This window comes from Knoellia aerolata DSM 18566 (assembly GCF_000768695.1).
Classification (GTDB): Bacteria; Actinomycetota; Actinomycetes; order Actinomycetales; family Dermatophilaceae; genus Knoellia; species Knoellia aerolata.
In genome coordinates, this window is record NZ_AVPL01000055.1 from 1 (window position 1) to 23,430 (window position 23,430).

21 protein-coding genes are annotated in these 23,430 nt (G+C 72.0%); 9 read left to right on the forward strand and 12 right to left on the reverse strand.

Annotated elements, in window-relative coordinates:
- Nucleotides 1-265: 265 nt before the first annotated feature.
- The gene (locus N801_RS15440; protein WP_035939718.1) at nt 266-535 is read right to left on the reverse strand and encodes a hypothetical protein; all 270 of its coding nucleotides are present in this window, start codon (nt 533-535) and stop codon (nt 266-268) included.
- 275 nt (nt 536-810) lie between these two features.
- On the opposite strand from N801_RS15440, the gene N801_RS15445 reads away from it, so the two are divergent.
- Nucleotides 811-1,509: a hemerythrin domain-containing protein gene (locus N801_RS15445; protein ID WP_052113176.1), complete on the forward strand. Its 699-nt coding sequence runs from the start codon at nt 811-813 to the stop codon at nt 1,507-1,509.
- A gap of 6 nt (nt 1,510-1,515) precedes the next feature.
- Here the strand turns inward: N801_RS15445 and N801_RS19905 are convergent, their stop codons facing one another.
- Entirely contained in the window at nt 1,516-4,920 is a 3,405-nt protein-coding gene (locus N801_RS19905) for an ATP-binding protein (RefSeq protein ID WP_156996804.1), read from the reverse strand.
- 76 nt (nt 4,921-4,996) lie between these two features.
- A complete protein-coding gene (locus tag N801_RS15455) occupies nt 4,997-5,668 on the reverse strand; it encodes a hypothetical protein (RefSeq protein WP_035939719.1) in 672 nt (223 codons plus the stop codon).
- Nucleotides 5,669-6,209: 541 nt separating this feature from the next.
- Here N801_RS15455 and N801_RS15460 point away from each other — a divergent pair.
- The 4 genes from N801_RS15460 to N801_RS15475 all read left to right on the forward strand — a co-directional run bounded on the left by N801_RS15460 (nt 6,210) and on the right by N801_RS15475 (nt 9,210).
- Complete coding sequence (locus tag N801_RS15460) at nt 6,210-7,253, forward strand: M36 family metallopeptidase (RefSeq protein ID WP_035939721.1); 1,044 nt, start codon at nt 6,210-6,212, stop codon at nt 7,251-7,253.
- 187 nt (nt 7,254-7,440) lie between these two features.
- Complete coding sequence (locus tag N801_RS15465) at nt 7,441-7,887, forward strand: hypothetical protein (RefSeq protein ID WP_052113179.1); 447 nt, start codon at nt 7,441-7,443, stop codon at nt 7,885-7,887.
- 107 nt (nt 7,888-7,994) lie between these two features.
- Nucleotides 7,995-8,891, forward strand: a complete 897-nt coding sequence (locus N801_RS19910) for an LLM class flavin-dependent oxidoreductase (protein ID WP_052113180.1) — start codon at nt 7,995-7,997, stop codon at nt 8,889-8,891.
- A 109-nt stretch (nt 8,892-9,000) separates the two neighbouring features.
- Nucleotides 9,001-9,210: a DUF6582 domain-containing protein gene (locus N801_RS15475; protein WP_035939723.1), complete on the forward strand. Its 210-nt coding sequence runs from the start codon at nt 9,001-9,003 to the stop codon at nt 9,208-9,210.
- 149 nt (nt 9,211-9,359) lie between these two features.
- Here the strand turns inward: N801_RS15475 and N801_RS15480 are convergent, their stop codons facing one another.
- From N801_RS15480 to N801_RS15505, 7 genes are all read right to left on the reverse strand, one after another.
- A complete protein-coding gene (locus N801_RS15480) occupies nt 9,360-10,025 on the reverse strand; it encodes a response regulator (protein WP_035939724.1) in 666 nt (221 codons plus the stop codon).
- Nucleotides 10,022-10,822 carry a sensor histidine kinase gene (locus N801_RS19915; RefSeq protein WP_052113181.1) on the reverse strand — a complete coding sequence of 267 codons (801 nt, stop codon included), beginning with the start codon at nt 10,820-10,822 and terminating at the stop codon, nt 10,022-10,024. The genes N801_RS15480 and N801_RS19915 overlap by 4 nt, the downstream gene beginning before the upstream one ends.
- Before the next feature lie 24 nt (nt 10,823-10,846).
- Complete coding sequence (locus N801_RS19920; RefSeq protein ID WP_052113182.1) at nt 10,847-12,058, reverse strand: hypothetical protein; 1,212 nt, start codon at nt 12,056-12,058, stop codon at nt 10,847-10,849.
- A gap of 54 nt (nt 12,059-12,112) precedes the next feature.
- Entirely contained in the window at nt 12,113-12,793 is a 681-nt protein-coding gene (locus tag N801_RS15490; protein ID WP_156996805.1) for a hypothetical protein, read from the reverse strand.
- 210 nt (nt 12,794-13,003) lie between these two features.
- Nucleotides 13,004-16,804: a DNA polymerase III subunit alpha gene (locus tag N801_RS15495; protein WP_035939729.1), complete on the reverse strand. Its 3,801-nt coding sequence runs from the start codon at nt 16,802-16,804 to the stop codon at nt 13,004-13,006.
- Nucleotides 16,801-17,247, reverse strand: a complete 447-nt coding sequence (locus N801_RS15500; protein WP_052113183.1) for an SAV_6107 family HEPN domain-containing protein — start codon at nt 17,245-17,247, stop codon at nt 16,801-16,803. Before N801_RS15500 ends, N801_RS15495 begins: the two co-directional genes overlap by 4 nt.
- 5 nt (nt 17,248-17,252) lie before the next feature.
- Entirely contained in the window at nt 17,253-17,570 is a 318-nt protein-coding gene (locus N801_RS15505; protein WP_035939731.1) for a DUF6504 family protein, read from the reverse strand.
- A 124-nt stretch (nt 17,571-17,694) separates the two neighbouring features.
- Here N801_RS15505 and N801_RS15510 point away from each other — a divergent pair, with 124 nt between their 5' ends.
- Nucleotides 17,695-18,216 carry a YbaK/EbsC family protein gene (locus N801_RS15510; protein WP_052113184.1) on the forward strand — a complete coding sequence of 174 codons (522 nt, stop codon included), beginning with the start codon at nt 17,695-17,697 and terminating at the stop codon, nt 18,214-18,216.
- Nucleotides 18,217-18,374: 158 nt separating this feature from the next.
- Here the strand turns inward: N801_RS15510 and metF are convergent, their stop codons facing one another.
- On the reverse strand, nt 18,375-19,262 hold the full coding sequence (metF, locus tag N801_RS15515; RefSeq protein ID WP_035939733.1) for a methylenetetrahydrofolate reductase [NAD(P)H]: 888 nt from the start codon (nt 19,260-19,262) through the stop codon (nt 18,375-18,377).
- 71 nt (nt 19,263-19,333) lie between these two features.
- Between metF and N801_RS15520 the strand changes: the two genes are divergently transcribed.
- Nucleotides 19,334-20,419 carry a polyprenyl synthetase family protein gene (locus tag N801_RS15520; RefSeq protein ID WP_439330542.1) on the forward strand — a complete coding sequence of 362 codons (1,086 nt, stop codon included), beginning with the start codon at nt 19,334-19,336 and terminating at the stop codon, nt 20,417-20,419.
- Nucleotides 20,420-20,837: 418 nt separating this feature from the next.
- On the opposite strand, the gene N801_RS15525 is transcribed toward N801_RS15520, so the two are convergent.
- Nucleotides 20,838-21,239: an Rv2175c family DNA-binding protein gene (locus N801_RS15525; protein WP_052113185.1), complete on the reverse strand. Its 402-nt coding sequence runs from the start codon at nt 21,237-21,239 to the stop codon at nt 20,838-20,840.
- A gap of 130 nt (nt 21,240-21,369) precedes the next feature.
- On the opposite strand from N801_RS15525, the gene N801_RS15530 reads away from it, so the two are divergent.
- Nucleotides 21,370-22,497 (forward strand): LysM peptidoglycan-binding domain-containing protein, encoded by a 1,128-nt coding sequence (locus N801_RS15530; protein ID WP_052113186.1) that lies wholly within the window; start codon nt 21,370-21,372, stop codon nt 22,495-22,497.
- A 59-nt stretch (nt 22,498-22,556) separates the two neighbouring features.
- Nucleotides 22,557-23,430: protein kinase domain-containing protein (locus tag N801_RS15535; RefSeq protein ID WP_035939756.1), on the forward strand; the 874-nt coding region annotated here is incomplete at its 3' end.

Sequence of the window (23,430 nt, forward strand, 5' to 3'; positions counted from 1 at the left end):
ACCTGTCACCTATCGGTGCAGCAGTCCCCGCTGCCGGACGGCGCGCTCAGATTTTGGCCGCCGCTTGGGCGTTCCGACAAGTGCGTGTCGACGTGGTGTAAATCAGCCCTTTGGTGCGGCGGGGACGTCTTCCTCAGCTGGGCGCGTCGGACTAAGTGGGCGTTGAGACCCGCCCTATCTGGGCGGAGTGACTCATCCGATCGAGTGTGCCTCAGCTGCTCGCCACACCGGCCGACCCGGGCGACAGCAGGCAACTACCCGAGTGTCAGCCGTCTCTTGACCCAGATCTCCTCGACGGTTGGATCTTGAAATACTGCTGCAGCGGACCCAAGCCGGCGACGGTGTCCCACATCGCCTTCTCGGCCTCGGTCACGTCAGGCAGGACGGGCATCCCACCGTGCATCGATCGCTGGTCGTAGTCGGCGACGGCATCCTTGACGAGACGCTGGACTGCCTTGGGGTCACGGGCCGGGTCGAGCCCGGAGCGACGGATGGGCTCACGGACCTCCGCCTCGATGGTGCGCACGGCATCCATCGCGAATCCTCCCCCTGCATTCGACGCTCGCCACTCCGACGAGCGCTTCCCTCCCGACGGCTCGCCGGTCTCCCTGACCCCACCGATGAAACCAAGTGACCAGAGGGGAGCCAGCACGAGGAGCACGCACCACCGGAGCAAAGCGGAGCACGCACCACCGGAGCAGACCTGTGCCTCTCGGAACCACACCTGCAACCACGTCGCAAGTGCGCTGCAAGACCTCCCGCCGAGGGTGGGACAACCCACACCACCCGCAGCACCCCGAGGAGCCCACCATGACCGCCACGCCCCACACCGACGACACCACCGCAGCCGGTCGGCCGCTGGTCGACACCAGCGCCATGCCGACGATCCACTCGTACTTCCGGCGCGAGCTGCGCCTCGCCGGAGGCCTCGTGCGCGGCATCCCTGACGGTGACCGTCGCCGCGCAGCCGTCGTCGTCGACCACCTTGACTTCCTCCGTCGGAGCCTGCACCACCACCACACGATCGAGGACGAGCTGCTGTGGCCGGTGCTGCTCCAGCGCGTGCCAGACGAGCTGGCACCGCTCGTGCACCTCATGGAGTCACAGCACGAGCGCGTCGATGCTCTCCTCGGCACGGTCGACGCAGCCCTGCCACGCCTGCGCGAGGCCGACGACCCCGCCCTGCAGGATGAGGTTGCCGATACGCTCGACACGCTCTACGTCCACCTCGTCGAGCACCTCGACGCCGAGGAGGAGCGCCTGCTGCCCATCGCCGCGCGAACCCTGACCCAGGCCGAGTGGGACGCCCTCGGCGAGGCCGGCCGGTCCGAGGGCACGAAAAAGGAGGGAGTCCTCACGCTCGGGATGTTCCAGCACGACGGGGACCCGGCGGACTTCGCGAAGATGCTCGCCACCGCACCGGCGCCGGTGCGGTGGCTGCTCCCCCGCCTGGCACGCCGAGCCTTCCGGCGGCATGCCCTGCGCGTGCACGGCACCGCCTCGCCGTGAGCAAGGTCAATCCAGGGTCGCGATCTCCTCGTCGGTGATGGCGACCCAGGGAGTCAGCCCGAGCCGTCGGTGGACCTCGTTCGCGGCCTCGAGGTGCTGGCGGGCGAGGTCTGCGTGCCCGAGGGTGCGTGCGAGACGACCGAGCGAGAGGGGGACGCTGCCGTGGAAGGCGACCGGCACCGAGATGGCCAGCCGGTCGGCATACGGAAGGAGCTGGTCGTAGAGGTCCTGCGCGGCCCCGCGGTCTCCGAGCGCGCTCCACACCTCGGCGCGCATCGCGGTGAGGACGAGCCACAGGTAGTCGAAAGTGATGTGGGGCTGCTCGCGCCACTCGCCGAGAAGTGTCCGCAGCTCGCCTAGGCGGCCCTGCCGGACCATGGCCAGCGCGTGCAGCTCGGCGACCCCGGGGTGGGCGCGCAGCGACCGCAGGGTCGGCTCGAGCTCGCCGAGCCGGCCCTGCCGGTCGCGCAGGGTGCTCAGCTGGCACAGCGAGAGCCCGTAGCCGGACATCGCCATCGTCGCCTCGAACGCGTCGTTCCGGGCGATCTGCCGCTCCGCTGCCTCCCAGTCGCCGTCGAGCTGGTGGCGAACCACGGTGCACCACCCGGCCACCATCGCGTTCTGCGACAGGTGGTGCCGCTCGGCGAGCTCGTGCGACCGCACCACGTCCGACCACGACTGGTCGAGCCGCCCCAGCTCACCACGGTCCTGCGCGCGCACGGCCAGCGCAGAGGCCAGCGCCTGGGGGTGCCCGAGCCGGAGGGCGAGGTCGACGAGCTCGTCGGCGATGGCGGCGCGGTGGTGCAGCAGGTCGGGGCGCAGCAGCGCCGCCTGCGCCAGCCGCAGCACGGTCATGCGGTCGGCGTCGTGGACGCCCGAGCGACGCACCGCCGCGACCGCCTCGTCGGCGAGCCGGGTGCCGATTCCGGCGGATCCGGGACGGTAGAGGTGCTCGTAGGCCAGCGCGGCCGTCAGCTTGGCCCTCGTCACCGTGGCCGCGGGGTCCTGCGCTGCCAGGACGTCGCCCCACAGGGCGATGGCGTCGTCGTCCCACTGCGGATTCGGGCGCCAGCCCCAGACCAGCGACCCGGTGACCGTGAGGAGCGCCTCGGCGGCGGTGGCCGCGTCTCCGCGTGACATCGCCGAGCGGGCGGCGCGTGCCGCCGGATCCCACGACTCGACGGGTCGAGCGACCCGGTTGAGCGCGAACGCCAGTGCCATGAGGGCGCGCTCGCGATCGCTCGCCTCGACGGTCGGGTCGTCTGCCTGCAGCGCGACCGTGAGCTCGGCCAGGCGCAGAGCCTCGTCGTATGCCGCTGACTCCCCCGCCGCTGCGGCGGCGTGGCGAGCCATGACCCAGGCCGAACGGACGTGGGCGGGTCCTGCCAGTCGGTAGTGCTCGGCCAGCTCGGCAGCGTGGTCGTCGACCCGACCGGCGTGGAGGCTCTCGAGGGCGGTGGCGACCTGTGCGTGGAGACGGCTGCGGGCTGGCGCGGCCACCGACTCGTAGACCGCGTCCCGGACCAGGGCGTGCGTGAACCTGAACCGTCCGGGTCCCTCGGCGTCCACGAGTCCCATGACCTGCGCACTCTCCAGCCCTCCGGGGACCGTGTTCGCGTCGCCGCTCACGGCCTCGAGCACGGTCACGTCGAAACCGCGACCCACGACGGCGGCCACGGTGAGCAGCTCGGCTGCCGGCTCGGGCAGCGCCCGGACCCGTTGCCGCACGACGTCGCGCACCCCGCTGGGCACCGCCCGCCAGGCCGGTGCTGTCGGGTCGCCGAGCGAGCCCTCGGCGACGACGAGCCGAAGCAGCTCGCCGAGGTGGAACGGGTTGCCGTCGGTGCGCTCCAGCAGGCATTGGGCGACGTGGGCCTCCAGCTCACGCCCCGACTGGGTGCGCAGCCACTGGGAGACCGCCGCCTCGTCGAGCCCGGTGAGGTCGATGCGCAGGGGGTCCACCCGCGCGAGTGCGGCCAGCGTCTCCGTCACCGTGTCGTCGACCTGTCGCAGCGGCGTCCGGACCGTGACGAGGAGGACGACCGGCAGCTCGGCGAGCTCTGGTGCGAGGCGACGCAGCAGCCGCAGGCTCTCGGTGTCACCCCACTGCACGTCGTCGAGCACGACGAGTCCCGGTGGGCCGCCCGCGAGGGCTGAGACCACGGCGTCCGCCTGCCCGAAGACGACGGAGGCCGCGTCGCCGGCGCCACTGCGTCCCCCCTGGTCGTGGGCGAGGAGGTCCCTCGACCCGAGCAGCTGACCCAGCGCGCGCCGCCACCCCGCGAGAGGAGGCGCCACCTCCAGGTCCCAGGCTCCGCGCCCGGTCCGGACACCGTGCCGGCGAGCGCGCTCGGCGGCGATCTCGGCCAGGCGCGACTTGCCGATGCCTGCCTCGCCGGAGACGACCACGACCCGGCCGCGACCGTTCGCGGCCGCGTCCACGGCCTCGTCGATGAGAGCCAGCGCGTCCTCGCGGCCTGGCAGGGTGGGCGGCGGTGCACCGCTCTCGCGTTCGTCGTCGGCCGCATGCTCATCCGAAGGAACCCCGACGGCCGGACCACCGCGCGACGGACCACCGCCTGCCTGACCAACGCGCGACGGACCACCGCCTGCCTGACCATCACGGGCCGGATCGGCCGGCGACTCCGTCGGCGCGTCGAGCGAGGGGTCCTGGCGCAGCATCGCCTGCTCGAGGTCCCGCAGCTGGGGCCCCGGGTCGACCCCGAGCTCCTCGTCGAGGTGCCGGCGAGCGCGGCGCAGGGCTGCGAGTGCATCTCCCTGCCGTGCCGAGCGGTACAGCGCCAGCGCCAAGAGCGCCCAGAACCGCTCCTGGAGCGGGTGCCTGCCGACGAGCTGCTCGAGCGCGGCCACGGCCTCGGGGTGGCCGCCCTCTCGTAACCGCAGCTCCCAGAGGTCGGCCACGGCGCCGAGCCGGAGCTCCTCGAGCCGCGTGCTCTCGGCCGCGAGCACGGAGCTGGACGACCCGGCATACGCGTCCCCGCGCCACAGGGACAGGGCGCTGGTGAGCGACTCGACCGCCGCCGCTGCGTCGTGGGGGGCCACCGCGCGGGCCTCCCGAACGAGCTCGGTGAAGCGCCGGGCGTCGAGGTCCGCAGACGGGACGTCGAGCGAGTAGCCGCCGGCGTGGGTGCGCAGCACCGTGGCGGGGGCGCGCGGGTCGCGACCGGGTTCGAGGACGCGCCTGAGCCGGGCGACGTAGGACTGCATCGAGGCCTCGACCCTGGCCGGTGGGTCCTCGCCCCACATCTGGTCCACGAGCCGCTCGACCGGCACCGGGTGGCCGTCGGCGGCGACGAGCAGGGCCAGGAGGGCACGCGGTTTGGGCCCGCCGAGATCGACGGGCCCGTCGTCCACGACGACCTCGAGGTCACCCAGCACCCGGACCTGCACGGCCACAGGCTATTTCGTGCAGGTCCGGGTGTGGGTGGGTTTCGACGCGGTCGGGGGTTCTGCTGCGGGATGCGACTCAGACGAGCGAGCCCACCGCGACTGGCGCCGGCTCGGGAGCGGTCGCCCGCTTCGGCGCACCGACGAGGCCGGTCGCGAGCGACCAGATCGCCAGCGTCAGGGCAGCGCCGGCGAAGACCGGGGTGAGCTCGACGTCCGGCAGGATGAGCGTGGCCGGGACCGAGACGGCGTGGAGCGTGCCCGACAGGACTCCCAGGCCGACGATCGGCTTGCGCCAGCCGCGCTGGGCTCGGGCGAACGAGAGCGCCAGGGCCACGATGGCGATGCCGGTGAGCGGGTAGAGGAACACCGACAGCCCGATGTGCGTGAAGGCCACCGGTGCGGCGTCGCCGTGCGCGAGGGCGTGCGAGTCGCGCGCCGCCGCCAGGTGGGCCACCGTCTCGACGACGTACAGGGACACCGCCGCCGCCGCGAAGCCCAGGGTGCGCCGGACGCGTTCGGGCCACACCCGGTCGCGCCACGCGATCCAGAGGCCGGTGGCCAGCAGGATCGTGCTCACGACGATGAGCGAGTGCCCGGGGACCCAGCGCTCGTCGGCGGTCATCGTCGCGAGCTCCTCGCGCAGGCTGTCCTTGGCGTCGGAATCGGGGTGCATGGGCCCGCCGACGGCGAGGATGACGCCGGAGGCGACGAGGCAGATCCGCCAGAGGTGGGTGCGGATGGTGTTCATGGTGGTGGTCCTTTCGTGGGGTGGACCACCACCGTCGAGCCCGCCTCTTGCATCGATCTTGACGATCGCTGGATGTTGCTTCGTCCGGCAGTGCAAGACCTCGGTCTCGTCGAGGTCGGCGGGCGCCCTCTGGCACGGCGCGCCTCGCGATGTGGTCCGCCGCGGACTGCCGGACGGTCGTGCCGCTGAGCGGGACCGCGTCGCCGACACCCCTTCGGTATGCCGTGTCGTCCGGTGCGTTCGCGGCCGCCAGATGTTGACCCTTCCTTCCGTGTGGAGCGACCCACCCACGTCGGGTGCGTGAGCAGCCCGCGGTAGACGTCGACCACGAGCCGCTCCACGGCGACACCCGGAGGCCAGCCGACCGTCGATCCAGCCCAGGGGGAACCGGCGCCGTGCTGACGTGTTGCTCGAGCCAAGCGTGTGGATCGTGGTTCGCCCGCGCCGGTGCGCAAGTCGTCCCTGATTCGTCCATCCGTGGGTACATTGACAACCTCTTCCAACAAGGATGTGGAGGTTCCACGTGCGCTCAAGGACGAACATGCGCGTCGCCGCTGCCACGCTCGCCGGGCTCGGGCTCGCGACCCTGGCGACCGGCGCCGCGGAGGCCGGCAACGGCAAGCCGCCGTCGGGCTCGAGCACCGGGACGGGTCAGGTCTTCTTCCCCAACCCGGTCGCGTCGCTGCAGAACCAGGGCCTCACCGACCAGAACGACGCCGACTACGCAGCACTCGCACCGGCGTACCGAACCGTCACCCTGACCAACCTCGACGGCAGCGGCTACCTCGTCGGCGACTGGGCCAACATCGTCAGCGAGACCGGCAACCGGGCCTACTCCCCGACCAACACCTTCATCTACCGCCGCAACGACGACCGGTTCGAGCAGGTGATGGCCTACTACTGGGTCACCGAGACGCAGAAGTACATCCAGAGCCTCGGCTTCGGCACCGGCACCTACGCGCCGGTCAACATGGAGTCTCAGGACCTGCGCATCAACCAGTGGGGAGCCGACAACAGCTTCTCCTGGGACAAGAAGGACATGATCAAGCTCGGCAAGGGCGGCGTGGACGACGGCGAGGACGCCGAAGTGATCATCCACGAGTACGGCCACGCCGTGCACGACGCGCAGGTGGCGGGCTTCGGCACGAGCATCGAGGCCGGCGCCATCGGTGAGGCGTTCGGCGACTACCTCGCCGTCACGGTCACCAACGTGCTCGCCCCGACGCCCGACGCCCCGTGCGTCGCCGACTGGGACGCGGTGTCGTACGACCCGTCGGCCCCGCACTGCCTGCGGCGCATCGACACCAACCTGACCTACGCCGACCGGCGCGGCCAGGTGCACTTCGACGGCCAGATCTGGTCGCGCGCGCTGTGGGACATCCGCAACACGCTCGGCGCGACGAAGGCCGACACGCTCATCCTGCAGTCGCAGTTCTCGTTCGCGCCGGACACGACGTTCGCCGCGGCAGCCGATCACACAATCCGCACGGCGGAGCTCTTCCGCGATCAGGGAAAGCTGTCGCAGGCTGAGGTCGACGCGGTCCGCAAGGCGTTCACCGACCGTGGCATCACCGTCACCGAGTAGCGATCGGTCAGTTCCCGTGAGGCCCCGGCGACTGTGTCGCCGGTGCCTTACGGGGCAGTGCCACTGGGCGTCCGGGACAGAGGACCTTCGCGGTGGGGTGGTCCTCGCTTGAGGGTTGTCCGAGGGCGGCGCGTGGTCGCCCGAAGGTGGGATGGACGTGCCCCTACGGTGGTGCTCCAATGGGCGGATGCGGCTGGATTTCGAGACCAGGGCCACGCCGGCGCAGGTGCGTCGCGCTCTGACTGACTTCAGTGAGCGGCGGCTGCGGACCTGGCACCGCTCCATGGACCCGAAGACGTACCAGGTTCTCGATTCCGGGGACACCTGGGCGGTGGCCAAGGAAAGCAGCTCCCGTTCGCCGTTCTGGGTCGTCTGTCGCTACGACTGGTCCGATCCCGATGTCGTGCGGTGGACGATCACCGAGAGCAGCTACGGCGGTGGCGGAGAGGGCTTCGTGCGCGCCTCACCCCTGGGCGGGGGCGGCAGCCGTGTGCACGCCGAGTGGGAGAACACCGGTGCCCGCTGGACCCAGAAGCCGTTGCTGTTCTTGATCCATGTGCGTCCCATGCGCCTCGTCTTTCGGGGCATGTGGAAGGCCGCCCTTGACGAGTACGCCGACACCGACGTCGCCTGAGGAATCTCGGTCACGCGGGCCGGGCTGGCCTGGTGGTGAGACCGGGCCGTTCGTGCGCCGTGTCCTCGGGTCTGGCCGTGTGGCCGGCCAGTCCCTAGGGTCGGCCCATGACCCGCGTGTGCAAGGTCGGTGTCCAGCTGCCCGAGGTGGAACGGTTCGTGCCCTGGCCCGAGTACCTGGATCTGGCGCGTCAGGTGGAGGCGGCCGGCTACGACTCCGTCTGGGTGGGTGATCACCTGCTCTACGACCTGCCGGGTGGCGTCACGCGAGGGCCGTACGAGGCCTGGACGACACTTGCGGCCATCGCGGCAGTGACTGAGCGCGTGGAGATCGGGCCGCTCGTCGCCTCGACCAGCTTTCACTCGCCGGCAATGCTGGCGAAGCAGGCCGCGACGGTCGACGCGATCTCCCAGGGCCGGCTCATCGTCGGGCTCGGGGCGGGCTGGAACCGCCGGGAGTACGACGCGTTCGGCTTCCCCTACGACCGGCGCGTGTCACGCTTCGAGGAGGCGATGGCGATCCTCGTTCCGCTGCTGCGGACAGGGCGCACCACCTTCCACGGGGAGTTCTACGACGTCGAGGACTGCGTGCTGGACCCGCGCCCGGTTCGGGACGGCGGCCCGCCGATCATGCTGGGGTCCACCAGCCCGCGGATGCTGGGCATCGGGCTACCGGTCGTGGACTCGTGGAACATCTGGTGGAGCCTGTACGACAACTCGGTGGAGCGCTTCGCGGAGGCGAAGGCGAAGGTCGACGCCGTCATGCCGGAGGGCCGACACGTCGAGGCAACGGCCGCCGTCCTGGTCACCCTGCCCGGCGCTGAGGGCAGGTTGATGGGCGACACCTACGACGCGAGGGTCAAGACGGTCACGGCGGACGACCTCTGCGACCACGTGCGCGGGCTGGCGGAGGCCGGCGGGACACACCTGCAGCTCGTGCTGGACCCGATCACGGCCGAGTCGATCGATGTGGTGGCAGCGTCGTTGGCTGATCTCGAGGGGTGAATGCCGACGTGCTTGCCGGGAAGGGCGTCAGCTTGCTGTCGTACCGCAGGGTTGGCGATGCCCCGAGTGGGTAGCAGCAGGACCAGTCGTTCACGCAAAGGAGGGCACGGTGTCGAAGGATCTCAGTGACAGCGCCAACCGCAAGAAGCTGAAGAAGTCGTCGTTCGCGTTGCCGGAGCAGGAGAAGTACCCGATTCCCGACATCGAGCACGCACGGAATGCTCTGGCCCGAGTGGCCCAGCACGGGTCGGCGGCCGAGAAGAAGCAGGTACGGGCGGCGGTCGAGAAGAAGTACCCGAGCCTGAAGAAGGACGACTGACGTCCGGTGGTCACGTGAGGGTGCCGAAGGCGCAGCCGACTGCGCCCTGGGCACCCCCCGAGCCGCTCACGCGGACCAGGCACGTTCGCGCGCAGGAGCGCTCAGTGACCGGACCGCTGGCGGCAGTCCCCCACACTGGCTCTCTACCCTCACCGCGGGTCCGCGTGCCGACCGAGCCCCGCTTCCCTGGCCCGCAAGATCGCCTGCGCGCGGTCAGCGACCTGAAGCTTCGTGAACACGCTGGACACGTGGTTGCGCACGGTCTTGGGACTGAGGAAGAGTCGCTTCGCGATGTCCGCATTGGTGACTCCGGACGCGATCAGGTCGAGCACCTCCCGCTCCCTGTTGCTGAGCTCGGGGAAGAGCTGACGGTCGAAGGCGGACAGGGGCTTCGTGAGGAATGACAGGATCCGGAGGGCCACGCTTGGCCCGAAGATCGCCTCCCCGCGACCGACGGCGGTGACGGCGGCGATGACGTCCTCCGTCTCGGAGCCCTTGACGAGGTAGCCACGGGCTCCTGCGCGCATGGCGGCGAACACGGAGTCGTCGTCTTCGAACATGGTGAGCACCAGGACGCCGATCGTGGGGTTGGCATGGACGATCCGCCTGGTGGCCTCGACGCCGCCCAGGCTCGGCATGTGCAGGTCCATCACCACGACATCCGGTGCAAGTTGGGCGGCCAGCTGAACCGCCTGTGCGCCGTCGGCAGCCTCGCCCACGACGGTCGCCGTGGGGAGCGATTCGAGCAACGCCGACAAGCCTTTGCGGAACACGCCGTGGTCGTCGGCGATCAGGACGCGGACGGGCGACGTCATGGTGCCCTCATCGGTAGGTGGGCCACCACCACAGTGCCTCCTGAATGCCCGGGAAGGACGAGGCACTCTCCGCCCAGCTCGGTGGCGCGTTCGACCATGGATGCCAGTCCGAGACCGCCCGCCGAGGTCGTCGTGACAAGACCGACGCCGTCGTCGGAGATCTCGACGGTGAGGTTCTCAGCGACCCGAAGGCCGAGGACGCAGGATCGAGCATGGGCGTGGCGTGCCACGTTGGTCAACGCCTCGGTCGCGATCCGGTAGGCCGCCACCTCGACCGCGGCGGGCAGCTCGGGAAGCGAGTCTGGTGCTCGGAGCGCGACGTGCAGCGAACTGTCCCGAGTGGACAGGCGATCCGCGAAAGCGGCCAGCGCCGGTAGGAGCCCCAGGTCGTCCAGCGCGGGGGGTCGAAGATCCTCGGCGATGCGGCGGACCTCGCCGACGCAGCCGAGGGTTTCGTACTTGAGGTCGCGCAGCAAGGCCTTGGCTGCCCGAGGGTCGGTGCTCATGAGGTTGCCGGCCGCGTCGACGCCGAGTGCGAGGCCAGCCAGTGCAGGCCCCAGACCATCGTGCAGGTCGCGGCGCAGGCGTCGTCGTTCCTCCTCGCGCGCCATCACCAAGAGCTCCCTGGATCGCCGCAGGGCACGGTGCAACAGGACGGAGGAGACCGCAACAGCCACCTGCCGGGAAAGGTCCTGGAGAAGGGCCTGCTGGGCCGACGTCAGATCCTCCCCGGGGCGGCGACGACCAACGACCATGCGGCCCACGTAGCTGCCGCCGTGAACGAGGGGGAACGACACCGGGTTGTCCCCGGGTCCCGTGCCTTACGTGACCGATGACCCGTCGGCCCCGTCGGCCGGGAGCTCGATCGCGACGTACGGCAGCTTCAGCGCCTCTGCGACGACGGCTGCGGTGGTGGGCAGGACCTGTTCGGCGGAGGTGGCCGACTCCAGGCGCCGACCCAGGCTCGTGAGCGCGACGTAGGGGTCGCCTCGGTCGCCGTACAGCATCCGGTCGGTGGAGCGTTGGAGGCGTCCCCGCAGTGGGTGGTGGAGAACGGCCACGACACCAGCGGCCACGAGCGCGGCCACCGGCTCCGCTCGCTCGCTGAGTGCGGTGTCGAGGACGAGCACCACCGCGATGTAGATGGTCAGGCCCGCCGCGACGAGCCATCCGTGGACGAAGAGCCGGCGGACACGGACGCTGACGTCGCCAAGGCGTTCGCGCAGCACGGCGACGCCCATCGAGAGCGGCACCAGCGGAAGGGCCACGAGGGCAAGGATGTTGCTGACGACCCCGACCGGTGACGTGGAGGGAATCGCGAAGGCGAGCAGGAGCAGTCCCACGGCGAGCACGCACCATCTGAGCTGGTCCCGGACCACGGCCGGACCACGGCGGTAGCGGACGACCAGGCCCGCGAAGCTGCTCACGATCGCGAGCTTCAGTGCGAGGGTCCAGCCACCCTCCCCCACCCAGGCGATCCATGACCCGGGCAGCGGAAGCGCAGCGGGGTTGTCCGCGATCGGGTGATTCTCCAAGGGACCCGGGCGCAACGCCAGCGACACGGCGCCGAAGCCGATGGTCGTGCCGGCCAGCGCTGCCACCGGCCACCATCTGCGTCCGGGCAATCGGCCGTCGGGAAACCCCAGGATTCCCAACGTGAGCAGCGGGCTGAATCCGCAGATCCAGATCCACGACGAGAGCCACGCTGCCAGAAGCGCTCCCGGGAGGGTGCCCGGTTGCTCGACCAGCCCACGCTCGCCATAGCTGTAGGAGAGGAGCGCGAGCGACGAGGCGAACCCGCACAGGCAGTACAGCCAACCCAGCCGATGACCGGGGACGCGGGAGAGGATGGTGGCGCCCACCAGCGGGAAGAGCAGCCCGAAGACGACGTTGGCGTACCCGATCTCGATGAAGTGCCGCATCCCGGACTGGGTCAGGTGGCGCGGGCCGCCCAGGACCAGCCAGAACCCGACCGAGCCGGCTGAGCCCGCGCACAACACCCAGCCGAGCCGGGTGCTCGACAGAGGGGTCATGACGCCATCGTGGCCCTCTCCGGGACACCAAGGGAATGCCTCGGTCGGCTCCACTCACACCTCGACCGGCACACGTGTCTGCGTTGTGGCGGCGACCGAGAGCGCGCGTCGGAGTCCGAGGCGCAGACTCACGAGCAGGATCCACAGCAGGCAGAGGACGTAGGGCAGGAAGAACGCCGACAGCACATGAAGGCCGGTCACGACGGTGGCGAGCACGCACGCGGATCCGGCGACGATCCCGAACCAGCCCAGGACCCGCCCCAGCTCACGGGTGAGCAGCCCTGCGGCCGAGGCGCATGCGACGAAGATGCCCATCGGCAGCCACATCATCACGAAGGCGACCCCGTTCAGGTCCGAGAGCAGTCGGGCGGTCTGTGGGCTGATCTCGTCCCGGAGCAGGTACGCCACGAACATCGGCGCCCCCGACGCGAGCTTCAGCGCCACCGCGATGACGCCACCAGCCAGCGCGGCCGTCGCGATCCACCCCGCCCCGCCGACCCGTACGGAGAGGTGAGCGATGAAGAGGACGAGGAAGGCGAACCCGAGCAGCTCCACGGACACGCCCACCTGGGCAGATGACGTCTCCGCCACCCACTGCAGACGATCCAGGCTCTGCTGACCGCTGGGATGCGGGGTCTGTGCGCCCGGAGGAGTCCCCAACACGTCGCTGCCGATGATGACGAGCAGGATGGCCAACGCTCCAGCGAGCGCTCCGAACCTCTCCGAAAGTCTCATGGTGTGCCTCCGTTCGCCGGCGACGGTCGCCGTCATCTCGATGCTGGTCCCGTCCGTGTCCTGCTGTCGTGAGGCCGCAGTCCCGTTACGTCCCGAGGTGCGAGCCATGTTCGTGGAGGTTCCGGGGTGCCGAAGGCGCAGCCGAGTGCGCCCTTGGCACCCCCCCCCAAGCCGCTCACGCGGCTCAGGCACGTTCGCGCGCAGGAGCGCTCAGTGACCGGAGCTGCCGGGGCTGGAGTGCCACAGCTTGCGCGGCGACGTGCCGTGCTCGGGGATGGCGAGCGAGGCGACGAGCCGCCCGTCGCCGACCGGCGCACCGGCCGGCTTGATGTCGGCGTAGGGCGACTGCGTGAACCCCGACGCGTGGACGAGCACCCGACGACCGTGGCGCTGCTCCGCTGCCTGCAGCTCCCCCGCCTCCGCCCGCGCCACGGCCTCGGCGTCGGCTGCCTCGAGGGCGCTCACGACGGCCGGGTGGCCGCCGTCGCGCCAGGCGTCCCACAGGCCGGCCAGCTCCCACGCACCGGTCGCCCGGACCGAGATCCCGCGGGGACCGGTGCGACGGACGACACCACGGACGAGGAGCAGCCACGAGTGGAAGATCGTGGCGGCATACGGGCCCTGCACGTCCTCGAAGAAGGTCGCGTCGACCGGTCCGGTCGCGTCGTCGAGGGTGAGGAAGACGACCCGGCGACCGGTCCGGATCGGGGGGGTCTGGGTCGCCACCTTGACCCCGGCGATCCACACCTCGCTGCGGCTGCGGCTGCGGAGCAGGTCACGGCTGCGGACGACCCCGAGCGCATCGAGCATCGGCCCGTAGAACTCGACCACGTGCGCCGAGGCGTCGAGACCGAGGACGTCGAGCTCGGCGCGGACCCGCTCGGGCCCGGTCATCTCCGGCAGGCCGGTGCCGGGCGTGAGCTCGGGCCGGTCGCCGAGGTCGAGGGTGAGCTGGACGGACTGGTCGGTGGCCGCGACGACCGGTCGCGCCGCCTGGGACTGGGCCGCCGCCCGCTCCCTCACCTGGTCGCTCCCCAGGGACGGTGGCGGGACCCGGCGACGCGACGACCGGCCGGTGCTCGCGCGCTCCCACCGGTCGAGCTCGCCGACGTGGAGCAGGAGGTCCCGCCGGGTGATGCGCCCGCGCCGGCCGAGCCCGGAGCCGGTCGCGCCGATGCCGTGCATCGAGTCGAACCCGCCGGCGAGGACGAGCCGCTCCACGACGGCCCGATTGACGGTGGTGCGGGACCAGAAGTCGCCGAGGCTGGAGTACGGCTGTCCCGCAACGATGCTCGCGACCTCGGCATCGCTGATGCCCTTGACGTCGGTGAGCGAGAGACGGATGCCCTGGTCGCTGGCGTCGGGCAGGTCGGGGTGCATCGGGGTGAAGGTGCGCTCCCGGCCGTCGAGCCGCTCGACGCGGTAGGTGTCGCCCGAGGCGTTGACGTCGAGCCCGAGGACGGCGATCCCGAGCGAGCGGGCGTCGTCGAGGATGAGCCGCTTGGGGTACATCCCCGGGTCGTGGGTGAGCACCCCGGCGAGGAACGCCGCCGGGTGGTGGGTCTTGAGCCAGGCCGAGTGGTAGGTCGGCAGCGCGAAGGCCGCGGCGTGCGCCTTGCAGAAGCCGAAGGACGCGAACGACTTGAGCACCTCCCAGATGCGGTCGACGTCGGCCTGGGCGTAGCCACGGGCCCGGGCCGCCGGTCGCCACCACGCCTCGATCTCGGCCTGCCCGTGGGACGTCCCCATCGTCCGGCGCACCTCGTCGGCCTGGGCGAGCGTCACCCCCGTCGTCTCGGCGACGATCCGCAGCACCTGCTCGTGGAAGACGACGACGCCCTCGGTCTCTGCCAGCGCCGGCTCGAGCGAGGGGTGCAGCAGCCGTCGCCTGCTCCAGCCGTGCCGGCTCTCGAGGAACGGCGTGATCATGTCGGACTTCACCGGCCCGGGTCGGAAGAGCGAGATGTCGATGATGAGGTCGCCGAACCGCTCCGGCCCGAACTTGCCGATGAGCTCGCGCTGCCCCGGGCTCTCGATCTGGAAGCAGCCGAGGGTGTGCGTCGAGCGGATGAGCCGGAATGTCGCCTCGTCGTCGAGCGGCACCTTCGCCTCGTCGTCGAGGTCAACCTCGACCCCGTCGACCCGCCTGACCTCGGCGACGGCGTGGGCCATCGCCGACTGCATGCGGATCCCGAGGACGTCGAGCTTGAGCAGCCCGAGGGTCTCGACGTCGTCCTTGTCGAACTGGCTCATCGGGAAGCCCAGCCAGCTCGCCTCGACCGGGGTGCGGTCGAGCAGCCCGGCGTTGGACAGGACGACGCCGCACGGGTGGAGGGCGATGTGGCGGGGCAGTCCGTCGAGCCGCTCGACGAGCTCGAAGAAGGTGTCGAGCCGGGGCGCGTCGAGCCCGCGAGAGCGCAGCTCGGGCAGGTCGGCGATGGCGCTGCGGGCGTCCCTGGCCCGGATGTGCGGGAAGGCCTTGGCGATCTCGTCGACCTCGACCGGCGGCATCCCCAGCGCCGCGCCGACGTCCCGGATGGAGTGGCGCACCTTGTAGGTGTCCATCATCGACACGCACGTCACCCGGTCGCCACCGAAGCGGTCGAGGATCGCCTGGTAGATCTCGGTGCGCCGGGCCGACTCGACGTCGACGTCGATGTCGGGGAGCTCGGCCCGCAGCGGTGAGCAGAAGCGCTCCATGAGCAGGTCGTGCCGGATCGGGTCGACCCCGCTGATGCCGAGGAGGTAGTTGACGAGCGAGCCCGCCCCCGAGCCGCGGGCGGCGACCCGGACCCCGCGCGCCTTGATGAGGTCGGTCACCTCCGCGACGGTGAGGAAGTAGGTGGGGTAGCCGAGGTCGGCGATGACGCGCAGCTCGTCGTCGAGACGGGACAGCACCGTATGCCGTCCCGCGTCACCGACGCTCGGGAAGCGGGCGCCGACCGCGGCACGGCAGCGCTCGGTGAGGACGCGCTGCGGGTCGTCACCGGGGTCGATGCCGAGGATGCTCGGCTCGGGCAGGTGGACGGCGCCGATGCCGAGGTCGGAGCGGGCGTCGAGGACGCACTCCCCGGCGACGGCCCGGGTGGTGGCGACGAGCCGGGCGGCGCGGTCGTGCTCGCCGGCGACCTCGAGGGCGCGGGTCCACATCTCCTCGCTGCTCGCGAGGTGACCGGCGTCGGTGACCCGGTCGAGGTGCCGGGAGTCGAGGACGACGAGCCGGCGAGCCGCGTCGAGGACGTCGACGGTGCGCACGCCGTCACGGGTCGCGTGCCGGACCGCGGCGGTGAGGACGGCCGGGACCCGCAGCTCGTCGGCCAGGCCCAGCATGCGTCGCGAATGGGCCCGCGACCCGGGCGACCCCTCGGGCCCGCCGCCCATGACGATCTCGACCGCGAGCGCCTCGGCGGGAAGGAGCGCGCGCCACCGCTCGAGCAGTGCCCGCGCCTCCGTCGGTCGGCGCGCGAGGACGGCACGCCCGACGTCGGAGTCCGGGCCGAGGAGGACCCGCAGCCGGCTCGGCTCCGGGTGCTGGGCCCACTCCTCGCGTCGCGCCCCACCGCGGGCCCAGCGGGCGAGGAGGTCGGGCAGGGTCACCGGGGTGCCCCGCTCCCCCCGCAGGTGGGTGTCGGTGACCAGGCGGCACAGGGCCGCCCAGCCGAGACCTCGCTCGGTGCCGGCTCCCCGCCCCCGGGCGAGGACGGTGACCCGGGGCAGCCGGAGGTCGACGACCGCACCACCGCGCACCGGCGCCCTCACCCTGGGCGCCCGGCGCCCCTGCGCCGCAGGCTCCCCCACGGCGAGGTCGACGCCGAGGATCGGGGAGATGCCGGCCCGGCCACAGGCCATCGCGAAGCGCACCGCGCCGTAGAGGCCGTCCCGGTCGGTGAGGGCGAGCGCGTGCTGGCCGTGCGCGGCCGCCCGGTCGACGAGGTCCTGCGGCGTCGAGGCGCCGTAACGCATCGAGAACCCGGAGGCGACGTGGAGGTGGACGAAGTCGGTGTCGCTCACGCGCTCTCCCGGACGGCGGCGAGGCGACGGGCGGTGCGCTCCCTCCGCGGCATGCCGAGGGTGTGGGCGACGAGCTCGACGAAGGTCTCGGCGGCCCGGAGCAGGTCGTCGGCCTCGCGGACCGGCACCCGGACCGCGCACCGATGGTGCGTGCCGCGCTCCCCCGAGACGAGCTCGGGGCAGAGCGTCTCGAGCTGCTGGCGGCGGATCGCGGCGAGCGCGAAGACCTCGGCCCACTCGGCGAGCTCGGGTGTCCGGGCCGCGAGCAGCGGCCAGAGGTCTTGGGGCCCGCGCGTCCCCCGGCCGGCGACGAGGGCCGCGGCGGCCCGCATCGCGGCGTCCTGGGAGGTGATGAGACGCACGGCGGCGAGCTCTGCGGCATACGCCTCCGCGAGGCACTGGCGGGACTGCTCGAGGAGGGCGAGCGCGGGACCGGCGTTCACGGCGCTCAGTCCTGGGTCCGGAGCAGGACCCACGGGGCGCTGCAGCCGTCGGCGGCGTCGGAGGCGAGGTCGTAGACACCGGTGCCGGCGGCGCTGCCGGCCTCGACCCGCCACACGTGCCGCTCGGGCCGCTCACCGAGGTCGCCGAGGTCGCGCCACCAGGACCGGCGCTCGCTCCAGTGGTCGAGGACCTCCCGGACGACGAGGATCCGGCCGTGCCAGAGGAACGCGCGGGGGCGGTGCCGGACGGCGAGCGAACCCGTGGGATCGGGCGTCCCCGCCTCGACCCGGACGTCGACGGGATCCTCGTACCGGCGCACCACGACATGGCCTCCTCAGGCAGGATGGGGTGGGTGGGACGAGCGTCCCAATGGTTCGAACATCTGTTCGAACACCTCCACTGTACAACCATCGCACGGCGTGCCGTCAAGCCCCTACGCTGGCGGCATGAGCCACCCCGGCGACCCCCTCTCGCAGAGTGACCTCAGCGAGCACCCGTCGGTGGCCGCGGTCCTGAGAACCCTTGCGCAACACCATGTCCGGACGACCGTGCGCTACCTCCCGGACGCCGTGCGCACGGCCCGCGCCGCCGCCGACGCCCTCGGGATCACCCCCTCCGAGATCGCCAACTCCCTCGTCTTCGCAGGGCGCCACCACGACGGGTCGGTCGAGCCGCTGCTCGTCCTCGCGTCGGGCGGTCACCGGGTCGACCAGGACCGGATCGCCGGTCTCCTCGACCTCGCCGCCGTCGAGAAGGCGACCCCCGAACAGGTGCGTGAGTGGACCGGCTTCGCCATCGGCGGGGTCGCTCCCGTCGGCCACCCCGCCCCCGTGCGCACCGTCGTCGACGTGACGCTGAGCAGCCACGACCACGTCTGGGCCGCGGCCGGGCACAGCCACTCGGTGTTCCAGACGACCTACGACGAGCTGCTGCGGATCACGAGCGGCAAGGCCATCGAGGTCGACTGACCCGAGGCGGCCGCGTCGCCGGGATGACGAGCGCCCCTCCACACTCGCCGACCCGGCGACGCGGCCGCGTGACCACTCTGGGTCGAACGGGTGGTGTCGGGATCAGTACGGATACTCAGGTCTGCGGTGCCGTCGTCCTCAGGTGACGCGGTGGCCGCTCAGTGCGCGCCTGCCGACAGGCCGAGGTTGTCGTACACCTCGAGCGTGGCCGTCGACCGGTTCATCGTGATGAAGTGCAGGCCGGGCGCTCCCTCGGCGAGCATCCGCCGGGCCAGCTCGGTGGCGATCTCGACACCGACGGCGCGCACCGCGTCGACGTCGTCGCCCACGGCCTCGAGGCGGTCGACGACGGCTCGCGGCAGCGGCATGCCCATGAGCTCGGACATGCGCTTGATCTGCCGGAGGTTGGTCACCGGCATGAGCCCGGGGGTGATGGGGAGGTCACGGCGCTCGGCCACCCGGTCACGCAGCCGCAGGTAGCTGTCGGCGTCGAAGACCATCTGGGTGATGGCGAAGGACGCTCCCGCGTCCGCCTTGCGCACCATGATCTCGACGTCGTGGTCGAGGTCCGGGGAGGCCGGGTGCACGTCGGGGAAGGCCGCCACCCCGATCGTGAAGTCGCCGAGGGTGCGGATGAGGCTGACGAGGTCGGTCGCGTGGTCGAGCCCGTCGGGATGGGCGACCCACTCCCCACCGGGGTTGCCCGGCGGGTCACCGCGCAGGGCGAGGATGTTGCGGACCCCTGACGCGGCATACTGCCCGACGACCCGACGGATGTCCTCGACGGAGGCGCCGACGCAGGTGAGGTGGGCGAGCGGGGTGAGGGTCGTCTCGCGGGCGATGCGCTCGGTCACGCGCACGGTCCGGTCCTGGGTCGAGCCACCCGCGCCGTAGGTCACCGACACGAAGTCGGGCCGCACCCGCTCGAGCCGGCGGATGGCGTCCCAGAGCGCCGCCTCGGACGCGTCGTCCTTGGGCGGGAAGAACTCGAAGCTCACCGAGGGGCGTTCGCCGGCGAGCAGAGCCGGGATGGAGCGGGGTCCCATGCGGGTGAGATTAGTCCAGCGGGCAGGCCGTAGGCTCGGGCCACACACACCGTGAGATGCGAGGAGCGTTCGTGACCAGCCCGCTGGACGAGGCCGATCTGCGCGCCCGAGTGCAGGCCTGCATCGACGCGGAGCTGCGCCACCAGAGCGGCGTCCTCGACGAGATCGGCCCCGACGTCACCGACCTCCTCGACCGCATCGGGTCCCTCCTCGCGGGCGGCAAGCGCCTGCGCGCGGCCTTCCTCTACTGGGGTCACCGCGCCGCCGGCCGCCCCGACTCCGAGGCCCTCGTGCGGCTCGCGACGGCGATGGAGTTCTTCCAGGCCGCCGCGCTCATCCACGACGACGTCATGGACGACTCCGACACCCGCCGAGGTATGCCGGCCGCGCACCGCGCGCTCGCCGCGGCCCACACCGAGCGTGGCTGGGGCGGTGACGACGAGCGGTTCGGCCTCGCCGGCGCGATCCTCGCGGGCAACCTCTGCCTCAGCTGGACCGACGAGCTCGTGGCGACCTCCGGCCTCCCCGTCGAGGACGTGGCCCGCGGTCGCGAGGTGTTCGACCGGATGCGCACCCAGCTCATGGCCGGGCAGTTCCTCGACGTCGTCGACTCGGTCCGCCCGTGGGACGGCCTGCCGGCGCAGGAGCGCGTCGCCCGCGCCCAGCGGGTCATCCGCTACAAGAGCGCCAAGTACACCGTCGAGCACCCCCTCCTCATCGGCGCCGCCTCCGGTGGCCTCGCCGGGGACGACCTGGCCCACCTCTCCTCCTACGGGCTCGACCTCGGGCACGCGTTCCAGCTGCGCGACGACCTCCTCGGGGTCTTCGGCGACCCGGAGTCGACCGGCAAGCCGGCCGGTGACGACCTGCGCGAGGGCAAGCGCACCGTGCTCATCGCCCACACCCTCTCCGGCACCGACGACGCCGGCCGCGAGCTGCTCCGCAGCCACCTCGGCCGGGCCGACCTCGACACCACGGCCGTCGACGCCCTCCGCGCCGTCATCACCGACTCCGGCGCCGTCGACGCGGTCGAGGACGAGATCACCGCCCTCGCGACCCGGGCCCGCACCTCCCTCGCCGCCGCCACCGGCGTCTCCCCCGACGCCCGCCCCGTGCTCGACGCCCTCATCGACGTCTCCACCGCCCGCACCGCCTGAGCTCGCCGTCTGCCTGCACGAAAGGGTTCGCGAACCCCGACCTGACTCGTGGTCCGGTTCGAACCGGATTACGAGCCACAGCACGGTTCGCGAACCGTTTCGTGCAGCCAGCACCCCCGGCTGAGCGCCTCCAGCGGGACCGTTGCCGTGAGCCCCCTCGCCTGCCGCCGTCACCTCACCAGAACCCCGGCTCGCGAGCCCCGCATGCCGTCCCGAGCCGGATCGATGAGGCTCACGAGACGAACTGCGGCTCCCGAGCCGGAACGTGAGCCGAGGACGAGCCGGGACATGGCGGTTCGCCGCCGGCTGGGCCTGGCGGGAGCCGGGAGTGCGCGCAGCGCGCGAGCGGCGGATGGGACAGCGGCGAACCGGCATGTGCCGGCGACAGGGACGCGAGGTTCGCGCGAGGGCGGGAGACCTAGAAGGCGAGCTCCATGGCCCGGCGGCGCACCTCGGTCTTGAACCCGGCCCGGAGCGCGTCGATCGGCGCCCCCTCGGCGGGCAGCGTCGGGTCGGGGGTGAAGAGCCAGCGCAGGCTCTCGTCGTCCTTCATGCCGCCATCGGCGAGGACGGTGAACGTGCCCTTGAGCGCGCCGATGACACCCTCGTCGTCGAGGAACTTCTCCGGGACGGCGATGACGTTGCGCTCACCGATGCGCGCGGAGAGCACCTCGCGGTCGTCGATGATCTTGCGCACGGCCGACAGGGGGATGCCGAGGCGCTCGGCGAGGTCCGGGACGGTCAGCCACTGGCCGACGAGGGTCTCGAGGTCGGGCTCGTGGTCGGGCGCGTGATCGGTCACGAGGCCAGCGTGCCACATCCCCCCACGCCCGCCGTGCAGCCGCTACTGTGTCAACCGCCTGTCCCACCCGTCACGTCAGTCACACTGACACCACGACGCCGAGACCGACGACGACCACCGTGTCGTCCCCCGGAAAGGACGACCACCGATGGTCATCGCCCTCCCCCCAGCGACGGCGCCGCCCGTCACCCTCGTCCCGACGCACACGGTGAGCCACGCGACGCCCGCACCCCACGGCTGGACCTCGTACACGGTCCGCAGCGGCGACACCCTCATCGGGCTCGCGGCGACGTTCCGGACGACGCCGCGCGCGCTCGCCGTGAAGAACGGCCTGCAGGACGCCCGGCAGCTGTGGGCCGGCTCGACGATCCAGGTCCCCGGTCGCGTGGGGTCGACCGCGAAGGCGGCCCCCCGCTCCACCGGCCGCACGCTCGGGGCGCACACCGTGCGGGCCGGTGAGACGCTCACGAGCATCGCCGACCGCTACCGCACCACCGTGCCCTCGATCGCCAAGGCGAACGGCATCTCGACACGGGCCTTCATCTTCCCCGGGCAGACGCTGCGGCTCTCGGCCACGTCCCGGGCCTCCGGCGCGACGAGCACGGCCACGAAGGCCGGCAGCGCCAAGGCGAGCGGGACGGCATACCGGGTCCGTTCGGGCGACACCCTCCTCGGCATCGCGAGCCGGCACGGCCGCACCGTGTCCGCCCTGGTCAAGGCCAACGGGCTGCGCGGCACGGTGATCCACGCCGGGCAGCGGCTCGTCATCCCAGCGGCGGCGGCCCGCCGGACCGAGGCGCCGAACACCTTCTTCGGCATCCGCTATCCCGACAAGGTCGTCGCCAACGCCGCCCGCAACCGCCAGATCCTCGCCGGTCGGACGGTGCCCACCCGCGCCCAGACCCGGACGATGATCGCGGCCACGGCGCGCCGGCACGGCGTCGACCCCCGGCTCGCCCTGGCGATCTCGATGCAGGAGTCCGGCTGGAACCAGCGCCAGGTCTCCGTCGCGAACGCCGTCGGCATCATGCAGGTCATCCCGTCCGGCGGCGAGTGGGCCTCCTCCCTCATCGGACGCAGGCTCAACCTGCTCGACGCCCAGGACAACGTCACTGCGGGGGTCGTCATGCTGCGGGCCCTGACCCGGTCGGCGGGCAGCGAGGACGTCGCCATCGCGGGCTACTACCAGGGCCTGTCGTCGGTGCAGTCCCGCGGCATGTACAGCGACACCAAGCGCTACGTCGCCGGCATCAAGGCCCTCAAGGGTCGTATGTGACCCACCCCCCGGGCATCGGGCTGCACGGAGCGCCGGCGAGCGGTCCGTACACTCGTCGGGTGTCCACCGCTCCTGCCGACGGTCTCGTCGGAGAGGTCCTCGACGGCCGCTACCGGGTCATCGAGCGCCTCGCCGACGGCGGGATGGCGACGGTCTACCTCGCCCTCGACACCCGGCTCGACCGTGAGGTCGCGCTCAAGGTCATGCGGGCGCACCTCGCGCAGGACGAGACCTTCCGCTCCCGGTTCCACCGCGAGGCGCGGTCGGCGGCACGCCTGTCGCACCCGGGGATCGTCGCGGTCTACGACCAGGGCGAGGACGACGGCCACATGTTCCTCGCCATGGAGTACGTGCCGGGGCAGACGCTGCGGGAGGTCCTCGACGCCGAGGGTGCCCTGACCCCCCGCGCGGCCCTCGACATCATGCTGCCCGTGCTCGAGGCGCTCGCCGTCGCGCACCGCGGCGGCATCATCCACCGCGACGTCAAGCCCGAGAACGTCATCCTGCGCGAGGACGGCGCGGTCAAGGTGGCCGACTTCGGTCTGGCCCGCGCCGTGACCTCGCAGACGGTGACGTCCTCGTCGGGGATGCTGCTCGGGACCGTCGCCTACCTGTCACCGGAGCAGGTGGAGCGGGGCATCGCCGACGCGCGCAGCGACGTCTACGCCGCGGGCCTCGTGCTCTTCGAGATGCTCACCGGGTCCAAGGCGTTCGAGGGCGACACCGCGATCAACGTGGCCTACCAGCACGTGTATGCCGGCGCGCCCCGACTGCGCTCCCGCGCACCCGACGCCCCGGGCGTGCTCGACGAGCTCGTCGCGACGGCGACCTCGCGCGACCCCGACGGTCGCCCCGACGACGCCGGGGCGTTCGCGAGCCTCGTGCGGACCGCCCGGCTCGAGCTCACGCCCGAGGAGCTCGACGGCCGCCCGG